This is a genomic window from Candidatus Limnocylindrales bacterium, assembly GCA_035559535.1.
Lineage (GTDB): Bacteria > Moduliflexota > Moduliflexia > Moduliflexales > JAUQPW01 > JAUQPW01.
In genome coordinates, this window is the sequence record DATMBG010000048.1 from 24,286 (window position 1) to 35,230 (window position 10,945).

Sequence of the window (10,945 nt, forward strand, 5' to 3'; positions counted from 1 at the left end):
GGGAAGGAGAGTTGGAGCGGCCTGGTTTAAAAGATACTCCTAAAAGAGTTTGGGAAGAAGGCCTGTTTATAAGCAACTCCTCAAAATCTATTCCTGAAAGCAGGGGTTACCTCCTGGTTTTAGATGCTTAGGACTAAACGTCCAACGGTTTTCCGATCCTGTAAAAGTTGATGGGCTTCGGATGCTTTCTCTAAAGGGAGGGTATGGGAAACGATGGAGCGTATTTTTCTCTGCCGGACCAGATCAATAACCTCTACAAGTTCTTCCCGTGTTACAGCATAAGAACCAATAAGCTCTATTTCCTTGAGGATTACGAGCCCTGGATTAACCAAAACCGGGGCGGTAATGACATTTCCTAGAAATACTAATTTACCCGAGGGGGCCAGACAACGAAGACTGGATTCAAACGAGGCACTCCCTACGATCTCCACAACTATGTCTGCACCGCGCCCTTTGGTAAGGGCTTTGACTTCCTTTGTAAACTGAAGGTCCGGACTATAAATCACCTCATCAGCTCCTGCTTCCCAAATCTTGTCTATTTTCTCTTTAGAACTGGTTATCGCCAGCACACGACCACCACAGAGTTTAGCAACCTGAACAGCATGGAGTCCTACACCTCCTCCCGCACCGGTGATGACGACCTGATCCCCTAAGGAGATTTTAGCTCTGGTTTTGAAGGCATGCAGGCTGGTACCAATAGCACAGGCGAGAATAGAAGCCTCTTCAAAAGAAATTTCATTGGGGATTTTACATAGGCTACTCATTTTGATTTTTATATACTCCGCATAACCCCCGTCTATTTCTTCGCCAAGAAATCCTGGACCTTCCCGGCATAAGCTTTCCCGACCGGTCCTGCAATAGGTACAACTGCCGCATAAAACCCGCTGGATGGCTGTGACTCTATCCCCAGGAGAAAAGTCTTTAACATGACTTCCCACTTCAACGACTTCACCGGCAATTTCATGCCCCAAAATAATCGGTAACCTGGTTCTGGGGATCTTACCCGACCGGTTTAGAAGATCATGATAACAAACTCCACAGGCCTTTACTCTTACTAAAACCTCATCGAATGAAATTTTTGGAATTTCAACCTCTTCTAGCTTTAAATTCTCGATTCCACCAAATCCCTTCAGTCGAATGGCCTTCATATCAGATAAAATATAAAACGTAAGTAACTATTCGGTCCTGCAAACGGTTGGTCACAAAGATACTCAGACAGACTCGACGGGATTCTAAAACAACATTTTGGACTGCTGGACCCTCCGGATTCGAGTCTTTTGATGGATTGAATAGTTTACTTACGTTTTACCTTTTAGAGGTTTTTATTTTTGATTAATGCATTGGACCAGCTGCCAATAATTGAACAGGTTAATTTTTCTCCGATAACTAATCTTCAGGTTCGTGATAGCCATCAGCTTTTCCACATCTAAATCGGTTTTAAATCCAATTTTATCACAAAGGGGAGAAATCAGTTCTTCAAATTTAGCCAGAATCCTGTTCTGGCTTTTGAAATGATTTAAGAAAAGAAGCTTTCCTCCTTTTTTGCAAACCCGCTTCATTTCCAGGATCACTTTCACAGGATCAGGAACCACACTCACGACATGGGCTGCTATAACCGTATCGAAGCTATTATCCTCAAAATCCATATTACCTGCATCCATTTTTTCAAGAACGACATTATCAAGCTGATGTTTTTCTACCTTCTTCTGAGCTTTTTTTAGCATTTCTGCAGACAAATCAATCCCTACGACCTGACAATTATCAGGATACAAAGGAAGGGAAAGTCCTGTTCCTACCCCTACTTCCAAAATTCTATCACCAGGTTGAATATCCATGATCTCAATGGCAGCCTTCTGACCCGGATGCAAAAGTTTTCCCCAAAACAGATCGTAGATGTTAGACCATTTGGAATATGTTTTTTCTACATAAGCGATATCCATGAGCTCTTCTCCTAATTTAATAAGGCTTAAATTTTACTCCTCACTGACCTTAATAAGACCTTACGAAGAGATATCAATTAGAATAGACAAAAAAATTAATAAAGGAATAACATGGAAAAAAATAGGGAATTTTAGAGAAAAGTCAATGAAAAAAAAAGAGAGAATTTTAGAGAAGTAACTGTAACAATTTAGTAGATGTCACTTTTTCTGTCTGAACACCCCCCTGGTCCCCCTCCAGGGGGGATTCAACAGCAGTAACCCTATGTCAGTCCCCCCTGGAGGGGGGCCAGGGGGGTGTTTCTTTTTCCACCTACTAAATGGATACGGATACTTTAGAGAAAAGAAGAGTTTCAGGTAAAAATCTAACGACAGATCCCTTTTTCATTACATTTCTCCAGTTGCGGGCTTTCTATTTGAATCGTGATATGGTTAATCCCAAATTTTTCTTTAACCCTTGCGGCCAGGGTTTCTATGACTTTTGAAGCAGCCTGAGGTTCGATCGTTTCTCCAAGTACAATATGGGCACTTAAAGCTTCGATTCCCGAGGTAATGGTCCATATGTGCAGGTCATGGACAGCTGTAACCCCCGGCACCTTAAGCATCTCTTGCTCCACGGCCGACACATCAATATGAGTTGGAGTACCTTCCAGTAGGACATTTATCGTCTGGGTTAATAATTTCCACGTGCGGGGTAAGATAAATAGTCCGATTAGCATACTAAAAATCGGATCGGCATAGTACCAGCCGGTCTTCCACATAATTAACCCTGCCACAATGACTCCCATAGAGCCAAGTAGATCGCTTACTACCTCGAGAAACGCACCTTGCACGTTTAAGCTCTCTTTGGCTCCTTCGCGTAAGTTCCAAATTCCTATAAGATTCACTAAAAGGCCAAGGGTAGCAACAACAAGCATGGGCAGGCTGGCGACTTTAGGAGGAGCTTGAAAACGTTGATAAGCCTCATACAAGATGTAGAACGAGAGTAACAGGAGCCCTAAGGCGTTTATAAGTGCTGCAAGAATTTCAACCCGGTAATAACCATAGGTTTTAGCTGGAGTCGCAGGTTTTTGAGACATCCAGGCAGCAAATAATGCAAGCGCTAATCCACCTACATCGGCCAGCATATGCCCGGCATCTGCTAAGAGGGCAAGGCTGTTGGTAAGAATTCCACCTATTATCTCAATCAGAGAATAAAGCAGGGTAAGGCCAAAGGTAATTAACAAGGCACGACGATTTCGGGATGTGGCAGATAACAGTCTTTCCATACCTCTTCAAATTAAAGCCTTATCCCTGTATTTGTCTAATCAGCCGGAAAATCTAAACGGATTGACCCTGTTAATCTTCTTGTTTCTCTAAAAGTTGCCGAATCAATCTCTGTACGCTACGTAACGTAAGGATTTCACGGCAACATTCCAAATCAATGAGGTTAAACTTACGGGATCGGGTTAGATCGTCAACCAACAGATAGACTTCATAGCCTGTATAATCCCCTATATAAATACAGTAATCGATTCCAATTTTTGGAGTTGTACAGGCAATGTAAGAACCGGAGCGTACATCTTTGGATTGGGATAAATATTGATGAAGTGGATAATACTCCGGAGGTAGATGAGGGGTATTAAGATCTATTTCTACCTCATCATATCGCTTCACGGGTTTCGCAGACCGATAATCCCCAATAAATTGACACAGCTTATTCTCCTGCTGGGAGAAGTAAAATAAGCCGACCCGATCCACCATTAAAATATATTTAACTTTTCCCAGGACAAACTTTAATTTTCTCCGGACTGGTAAATGGCGTAGCGTCTTAACCAAAGCTTCTTCTACTAACTGCCGTGTACTCTCGTTAAGAGCTTTTTTCTGTGGGAAAAGCACATGTCCCGTAAAGGTATAGGTTCCCGTTCCTTTATGATATTGAATAAACATTTTCTGGAGATAGGCACTGTCATAGTCCCGAAGGGCCACCCGCAGATTATTGATAATGGTCGGCACCGATACACGACTTCCGACATACTGACGAATGGCCTCTTTACTAAGAGCTTTTCCCCGGTTTCGAACCAGCATTCGTAGCACAGCGGCTGCCATAGCTCGCCGATCCCCTTTACCGGCAAAAATTTCCTGATTCTTATAACGGAAAGTACCCGTTAAGAAATCAAAGTGATACTCCGTCGAGATGGATAATATTCGGTTTTGCTCCACCAGTCTTATCACCCGATAGGATACCTCTTCCAGATCCAGAGCATTATCCGGTGAAATCATAAAATCAAAGAGGGTATTCTCCCGTGAGAGAAGAGAAAGAATCTGAGAATGTTTGTCTGTGAGGATGAAGAGGGCCGGAAGACCGATAACTTCTAAATTTTCATATAGATCTACTTGATCCTTAATTACAGCCAAATAAACTTCCTTCATCTGATCATTAAAAGTAAGTAAGGTGGTACGCTCGGTGACAACTGTAGTTAGATAACCCATCTGCTGTAATCCTGATACCAGCGGGTCTTCCTCCATCACACCGTAACAGGCAATTTTTATCCTAGGTAATTTCGCCAATTTTTAATCAGTCCGTTCTGTAACCAAAATAGCTCACAAGGATTAGCTGTCCTCGAGCTTTTTGAACGGGGATAACCGCTCCTCGATAAATAAAGCTCTGAACACTCCCATAGGGATCGGTTTCAAATTTGTTTCCAGGCTCCTATGAAAGGGATGGCAGAAATCTTATCTTATCGCTTACTTAGCCAGGATATTCTTAAAAAAAATTTGGGGAAAATTCCAACCTCTAAAATGGTTTATTTTCTCTTAATATTTGAGAATGAAATCTTTTCTTCCAAAAAAGAGATTTAAACGGGAAAAGATTCAGGGTAAAGTTTATCCTATTGGATTATAATCTCTTTTTTTTATTGACGTTTTTTCCTCCTTTAATAAAAATCTACCTGATATTCTACCTGTCAAGTTGATTTTTAACCGTGGTATTTATCTCAAATTTATTTCATAACCCAGATAAGGTAACCTTCTCTCGTTTTTAAGACCTGATGAATAGAATTCGATCTTCTGGTAGCGACGGAGAAGGGAAAAGCAGCATGTCTTCTTGAATAAATGGATTGGATTTTTACAACCATTATAACGGGAATCATCACCTTTGCTGCTACCAATGTAGATGATATTTTCCTCCTTGTATTGTTTTTCTCCCAGGCGGATCCAACTTTCCGCCGGAGGTATGTAGTTATCGGTCAGTATCTTGGCTTTACGGCACTTATTGCGGTCAGCCTTATCGGTTTTTTAGCCAGTCTTATTTTACCACGAACCTGGATAGGCCTGATGGGTGTAATTCCTATTCTGATGGGAGTAGATAAACTTGTCCATCGCAAAAAAAATATTCAACAGGTAAAGCTAAAACACTCTGAAAGTCAGCCATGGAGGTCTTCTGTATTTGCTGGTCTTCTTCATCATCAGGCCTACAACGTCGCAACTATAAAATTTGCAAACGGGAGTGATAACATCAGTATCTATACATTACTCTTTGCGAGTAGCAACCTGGCCCACTTGGGCGTCCTGTTGGTTGTATTTTTTGTACTTGTAGGAGTTTATTGTTACCTTACCAGCCACCTGGCTCGACAGTTCCTCGTAGCTCAGATTTTAACCCGGTACAGCCGTATACTTCTTCCCTACGTTATGATAGGCTTAGGTGTTCGTACGTTACTTGAGAATGGAACGTTAACATGGTTTATTCCATAGGAAACCCGCTAGGGACTTTGCCAAAAACCGAAAAGTTTACTATCAATAAAAATTTCCAAGGTGAAAAGTGAATTGTTGACATTCCGGTCAAAACGAGAATGACAATCGGAGCTAAAGATTTCTGAGGAGGAAATACAATGTTCACTGAACATCAGAACCATGCAATCCAAGAATCAGGAGTGTTTACCAGATACTGTAAAGAGTGTAATGAGCTATTTCATATAAGAATTCGTCCAGAGCGCCTCCGAGAGCTGACCAACCTGGCCAGTGATCTTGGGGCTCGGGATATATGGATCCTCCGGGGGGCTACCCTGGCAAAGTTAATTTATTCCTTTGATCCGGATTCAAAATCTGAAACCGTTTTGACCTCTGAGGATTTTAACGGAATGATAAACCTAAAAGCACCCCATGAACTCATTGTAATTATTGGATTTCCTGTGAGTGATGGCTGGGAGGTAGGAATTGAGAAGAGATAAGTCTTGAGGGAATCCCTCGAAGATTTGCCGAAGGATTTACTAAAGCCCGGTTAGGAGATAAACTTATCCCATGGGTTAACTTTTACCCTGATAAAAGGAGGGTGAGGTGTGAGAAGGGATACATGGGAAGTTAGCCCGAAGAGCCACTTATTCCCCTCTCCCACGCTGTAGAAGAGGGACCAGGGGTGATGGCAGAGAGTTACCCTTAATTTTACAAAGTACTCCTCTCCCTTTAATCTGCCTTATAGATTATCGGCGGATTACCCTTCTATGTTAATCTTTATGGTTTGAGATTTAGCCTCCGGTACTTTGGGCAGGGTAATATGTAAAATGCCTTTCTTGTAACTGGCCGTAACTTTATCTGTTTGAACCTGGACCGGAATTCGTACAGATCGACTGAAAGGTCCGTAGGTCCGTTCGACCTGATGGTAGTTTTCGTTAGGATCTTCCTTTTCCTGCTTCTTTTCTCCTTTAATCGTTAAGGTGTCTCCGGTTATAGAGACCGAAACGTCGTTGGCGTCTACTCCTGGAATTTCAGCCCTTACAATAATAGAATCCGGGGTCTCCGAAAGATCAATAGGTGGATTTACTGCACCACCCCTGAAAAATTCCTCCGGTCTTTCCTTGAAGACCCGGTCAAATACCCTGTTAATCTCTTCCCTTAAACTAGCTAAATCTTTAAAGGGTCTCCAGCTCTCCAAATCCATAATAATACCTCCTGAGTAGAAAAGTATGGAGGTAGGGGAGTATGGGAGTGTGGAGGTAAATTCTCCCATACTTCCATACTCCCCTATCTCCACACCCCCCTACCCCTATACCTCCACACTCCCATACTCCCCTACCTCCATACTCCCAAACTTTTCTTGGTCCTTGATGGATAAACCCCATCGATCTTTATAAGGGTTGTGTGGAATGGTAGTCGGGGAGGATGGGGTATTTCTTATTTCAAAGCAGCCTGAAACCTCTGATTTCTTAATTGAACCTGTGAAGCGTCTACTTTCATGGAAGGCATTTTCTTTGTGATATTTTTTACTCTATCTACCGTAGCCGGATGGGTTTTCAGGATCCCTCCACCCGATGCAGCCCCCTGACTTACGAGACGATTCAAGAAATCTTTAAGAGCAGAGGGATTATATCCTGCCTTGGAAAGATAAGACATGGCGGCTTCATCGGCCTGATACTCTTGAGATTGACCGTAACCGTTGACTACAAGGGTTTTAAATACATCATCGATGGCTCCCTCAAAGAGCCCCACAAGTTGCGATAAAACCTGGGGTGAATAATTCTTGGCGGTATTGGTACCTACCAGGGTAACCACCTGGGTCCAGCGGGATTTGCTGATGGCATTCACACCGTCTCGATGACTCACATGGGCTATTTCATGGGCAAGAACTGCAGCCAGCTCATCCTCACTCCGCACAGCCTGAACCATACCTTTGGTTATAAGAATAGTCCCCCCGGGACAGGCAAAGGCATTGATCTCGTCGGAGTTGAGTAGGGCAAAGTGGTAGCCCCCATAAGTAAACGGCCTGTCCGAGTTCATAACCAAAAGCTGACCGATAGAATTCACATATTCTGTAAGCTTTTTATTATCTAAAAGAGGATAAATAGAAAGAAGCCGGGCTGCTACAGCCCGACCCACATAATACTCCTCTTCTTCTGACATGGGTCTGACCGCTTTTACAGCCCCTCTCCCTAAATCTACTTTATCTTTTAACTTGAATAAATCCAGGGCATAAGCCATCTGGTAAGGTATAAAAATGGAAAGGCTCAATAAGCCTACATATAAAAGTCTGTGCATAACTCTACCTGGGTAGATTGAGTTTTCCGCCTGCAGCAAATTCCTGAATCTTATCTTCAGGAACTTTATAGCCTTCTATGCTATCAACGGCTTGATAGTTCATTCCCGGATTTTTCTTTTTATAAGCCTCCTCAACTTGAGGGTTGAAACCTTTCCCTGCCAGGGCCACCTCATCGCCGGTTACAGATTGCTTTTGTGGACCCAGGAGTTTATCCGTCAGCGAAACCGATTTTTTCTCGATCGCACTTTTATGGATACATCCCTGGATATTGTTAAACCTGACCTGGAACCAATCCCCTTCTTGCGAGAGAATCTCCAGCACATTACCGGCACGGACAGCCGCTTTGACCGGTGCGAAAAACTTACAAGACTCGCGAATAGCATTTTCCTTTACAATAACCGTGGCCGTGTCTGCATAGGCAAAAACCGGCATAAAGACAACTCCCAATAAACCTATGAAGAATCGTTTCATCTTTCCAGCTTATAATTTAAGTACCTTAATTCCTTCTTCCTTACTCCCTCAGAGTTTATCCCTTTGCCACTCCTTTACTTTTCTGTCATCTTAATGATATTCCAGTCTTCTGTCAAGGGTAACTTTGCATTTACATATTTCTCACACTGCTTTTTGTAGTATTCTGCAGGCACGTCCTCAGGATATTTCCTCAGGATATGGTTGAATACCTCCCAGGCTTCATACCATTTTTGGTCCTTATAAAAGGTAAGGCCCCGATGAAAATCCAGAACCTTTTGTCTTTGATCAGGTGAAATATTTTCTTCTTTACCGATGAGTTCAAATACTTTAACCGGAACCGTTTTCCCCTTTACTTCGATCAGGCCGAGTTCCCTGACGAAAAAGAGACCTTCGGTTTTTTTATAAGTATCTTCGCTTATCAGAATTTTGGTCCCGAAGAACTTATTGGCCGATTCAAGCCTTGATGCCAGATTGACCGTATCTCCGATAACGGTATAGTTAAAAAGTCGATCACTCCCGATATTACCGGCCGTAGCATCTCCAGAATGTAAACCGATCCGAAAACTAATTTCAGGGAGACCTTCTGCCCGGAAGGATGGATTGATCTCATCCAGAATTTCCAGACACTCAATGGCCGCTGTACAGGCGTTTATTTCATCCCGATGGGTGGTAACCGGAGCGCCCCAGAAAGCCATGACACAATCCCCCATATACTTGTCGATCACCCCATGATTCTCAATAATAACCTCTGTAAGAGCATTTAAAACCTTATGGAGTTGTACAGCCAGTTTATCTGATGGCATGATTTCGGAGATGGTTGTAAAACCTGCAATATCTGCGAAAAACACGGTCACACGCCTGAGCTGACCTCCTGGTCTTATCAAATCGGGATTGTTTAAAAGATAGTCGGCTACCGTCCGATCCATATATTGCAAGAAAGTTTTCCTGTAGAAAAACCGCTGTTTTCCTTCGGTTGCATAACTATAAGCGGTAACAAGGATAAAACTAATCCCTAAAGACGTGAGGATCGGCATTACTTCCATATAAATAGTCACCTTAAATAAGACTGCCAATCCAAGAAGTATAAGGAATAAGGATACGAAGAAGACAGATAAGTTAACCGATAGAGCATAGGTTCTTAAAACAGCCGAACTGATAAAGAGACAAACCAGGAACATCGCAGCCACCACAAAAAGAGGATTTACAGGCTTTATAAAATTTCTCCGAAGGATATTATCCAGGGTCGTTGCATGGATGTGGATACCGGTAGATACCGAGGAAGTGGCCGTCGGTTTTAAATCATAGAGACCTACCGCCGTGGATCCTATTAAGACGATTTTATCCTTAAAGTATCCTTTTTCCATGGCGGGCGGTTTAGAAGCCTGGTAGTCCAGGTACCACTGAAGGACCTGGATGGCCGAAAACGTCTCGAAAGGATCTTTATCTCGATAGAATCTAAGGATTAACTTTTCATTCTGGATTGGTAAAGATTCATCCTGAACAGAAAGTATAGGGGATTGTATCGGAGCCTGTTGCCGAATTTGAATCTTACCTTTTTCAATCAAATAACCCAATACAAAATGAGGAATAAGGTATTGGTTAAGTTGGAAGAGCAGTGGCACCCTCCGGTAAACCCCATCTTCATCCGGTTTAATCATGACATTACCGGCTCCATGAACCGCAGTTTTTAGGTCATCGATAGGCGTAATAACCGAATGGTAGGATAAAGCTGTAAAAACTTTATCTGGAATTGCTATCCGCAGGATAAAGGCTTCCTCCTCTGCAGTCAAAGGTCTTTCTTGTTGGGAAAGAAAAATGGGCAGGTAGACATTCCCGGCCTTCTTAATTGCCTCTGCAAAAAGGATATCGTCTTCCTGCCCGTAAGAAGAGGGTTCCGTAAAAAACATGTCCAGAAAAATTGCATCGGCTTCTGACAGGTATTCCACGATGGGAGCATACATCTGTCTCGGCCACGGCCAGGTAATGCCCTGTTTACTCAGGGCATCTATACTCGGCTGATCAATCTGGACAAGGACAATAGGTGCTGAAGATTTTATCGGATTCAGATACCTTGAGAATTGGTCAAAAGCCTTCAACTCAAAGGAGCTTAAAACATGGGATAAGTAAAGAATCAGGGCTATGACAAAAGACGAAACCGCAAGAAGCATAGTTTTTAGAATGGGATGACGGTTTGCAGGCATTTCCTGACCTCTTTTCTAAATAGACCTTCTTCAATTAACAAAGTTGAACGATCATCCCCGACCCTTTTAAAGAATAAAAAAGGCCAGAGGCCAAGCCCCTGACCTTCTTACTTGGGGAGGCAGACGGCTACTTACTCGCCGGCAGATGATAGCCTTCCTTACCTAACTTGATCCGATACAAACTCTTGCCCGCCGTAATGTACAACGTCTTGCTCTCTTCCCCACGACCAAATCCCACATTGGTCGGAATCTCCGTCGGAATATACCCTAACTCCTTCCCCTCAGGGGAATACACATAGATCCCAGGCCGCTTCTCACTCCGCACC

Annotated in this window: 11 protein-coding genes; 2 read left to right on the forward strand and 9 right to left on the reverse strand. The window is 42.9% G+C overall.

Going from position 1 to position 10,945, the window contains the following annotated elements; genetic code table 11:
- Positions 1-119: 119 nt before the first annotated feature.
- From VNM22_18050 to VNM22_18065, 4 genes are all read right to left on the reverse strand, one after another.
- Positions 120-1,148: an alcohol dehydrogenase catalytic domain-containing protein gene (locus VNM22_18050; GenBank protein HWP49064.1), complete on the reverse strand. Its 1,029-nt coding sequence runs from the start codon at positions 1,146-1,148 to the stop codon at positions 120-122.
- Positions 1,149-1,322: 174 nt separating this feature from the next.
- Positions 1,323-1,940 carry a class I SAM-dependent methyltransferase gene (locus tag VNM22_18055; protein ID HWP49065.1) on the reverse strand — a complete coding sequence of 206 codons (618 nt, stop codon included), beginning with the start codon at positions 1,938-1,940 and terminating at the stop codon, positions 1,323-1,325.
- 362 nt (positions 1,941-2,302) lie between these two features.
- Positions 2,303-3,205, reverse strand: a complete 903-nt coding sequence (locus VNM22_18060) for a cation diffusion facilitator family transporter (GenBank protein ID HWP49066.1) — start codon at positions 3,203-3,205, stop codon at positions 2,303-2,305.
- Positions 3,206-3,275: 70 nt separating this feature from the next.
- Positions 3,276-4,409 (reverse strand): hypothetical protein, encoded by a 1,134-nt coding sequence (locus tag VNM22_18065; protein ID HWP49067.1) that lies wholly within the window; start codon positions 4,407-4,409, stop codon positions 3,276-3,278.
- Between the two features lie 621 nt (positions 4,410-5,030).
- Between VNM22_18065 and VNM22_18070 the strand changes: the two genes are divergently transcribed.
- Together VNM22_18070 and VNM22_18075 are read left to right on the forward strand one after the other, a co-directional pair.
- On the forward strand, positions 5,031-5,669 hold the full coding sequence (locus VNM22_18070) for a cadmium resistance transporter (GenBank protein HWP49068.1): 639 nt from the start codon (positions 5,031-5,033) through the stop codon (positions 5,667-5,669).
- Between the two features lie 137 nt (positions 5,670-5,806).
- Positions 5,807-6,145, forward strand: coding sequence for a hypothetical protein (locus VNM22_18075; GenBank protein HWP49069.1), 339 nt, complete (start codon positions 5,807-5,809; stop codon positions 6,143-6,145).
- 260 nt (positions 6,146-6,405) lie between these two features.
- On the opposite strand, the gene VNM22_18080 is transcribed toward VNM22_18075, so the two are convergent.
- The 5 genes from VNM22_18080 to VNM22_18100 form a co-directional block, all read right to left on the reverse strand.
- Positions 6,406-6,852, reverse strand: coding sequence for an Hsp20/alpha crystallin family protein (locus VNM22_18080; GenBank protein HWP49070.1), 447 nt, complete (start codon positions 6,850-6,852; stop codon positions 6,406-6,408).
- A gap of 233 nt (positions 6,853-7,085) precedes the next feature.
- On the reverse strand, positions 7,086-7,946 hold the full coding sequence (locus VNM22_18085) for a M48 family metalloprotease (protein HWP49071.1): 861 nt from the start codon (positions 7,944-7,946) through the stop codon (positions 7,086-7,088).
- A gap of 4 nt (positions 7,947-7,950) precedes the next feature.
- The gene (locus tag VNM22_18090) at positions 7,951-8,418 is read right to left on the reverse strand and encodes a hypothetical protein (protein HWP49072.1); all 468 of its coding nucleotides are present in this window, start codon (positions 8,416-8,418) and stop codon (positions 7,951-7,953) included.
- Between the two features lie 74 nt (positions 8,419-8,492).
- Positions 8,493-10,619, reverse strand: a complete 2,127-nt coding sequence (locus VNM22_18095; protein HWP49073.1) for an adenylate/guanylate cyclase domain-containing protein — start codon at positions 10,617-10,619, stop codon at positions 8,493-8,495.
- 127 nt (positions 10,620-10,746) lie between these two features.
- Positions 10,747-10,945 (reverse strand): hypothetical protein (locus tag VNM22_18100; GenBank protein ID HWP49074.1); only part of this gene is annotated, 199 nt, incomplete at its 5' end.

Excerpts from the sequence above, each read along its gene's own strand:
- VNM22_18075 (HWP49069.1), top strand. The coding sequence starts at position 5,807 with ATGTTCACTGAACATCAGAACCATGCAATCCAAGAATCAGGAGTGTTT.
- VNM22_18065 (HWP49067.1), bottom strand. The coding sequence starts at position 4,409 with ATGGGTTATCTAACTACAGTTGTCACCGAGCGTACCACCTTACTTACT.
- VNM22_18070 (HWP49068.1), top strand. The coding sequence starts at position 5,031 with ATGGATTGGATTTTTACAACCATTATAACGGGAATCATCACCTTTGCT.
- VNM22_18085 (HWP49071.1), bottom strand. The coding sequence starts at position 7,946 with ATGCACAGACTTTTATATGTAGGCTTATTGAGCCTTTCCATTTTTATA.
- VNM22_18050 (HWP49064.1), bottom strand. The coding sequence starts at position 1,148 with ATGAAGGCCATTCGACTGAAGGGATTTGGTGGAATCGAGAATTTAAAG.
- VNM22_18055 (HWP49065.1), bottom strand. The coding sequence starts at position 1,940 with ATGGATATCGCTTATGTAGAAAAAACATATTCCAAATGGTCTAACATC.
- VNM22_18080 (HWP49070.1), bottom strand. The coding sequence starts at position 6,852 with ATGGATTTGGAGAGCTGGAGACCCTTTAAAGATTTAGCTAGTTTAAGG.
- VNM22_18095 (HWP49073.1), bottom strand. The coding sequence starts at position 10,619 with ATGCCTGCAAACCGTCATCCCATTCTAAAAACTATGCTTCTTGCGGTT.
- VNM22_18090 (HWP49072.1), bottom strand. The coding sequence starts at position 8,418 with ATGAAACGATTCTTCATAGGTTTATTGGGAGTTGTCTTTATGCCGGTT.
- VNM22_18060 (HWP49066.1), bottom strand. The coding sequence starts at position 3,205 with ATGGAAAGACTGTTATCTGCCACATCCCGAAATCGTCGTGCCTTGTTA.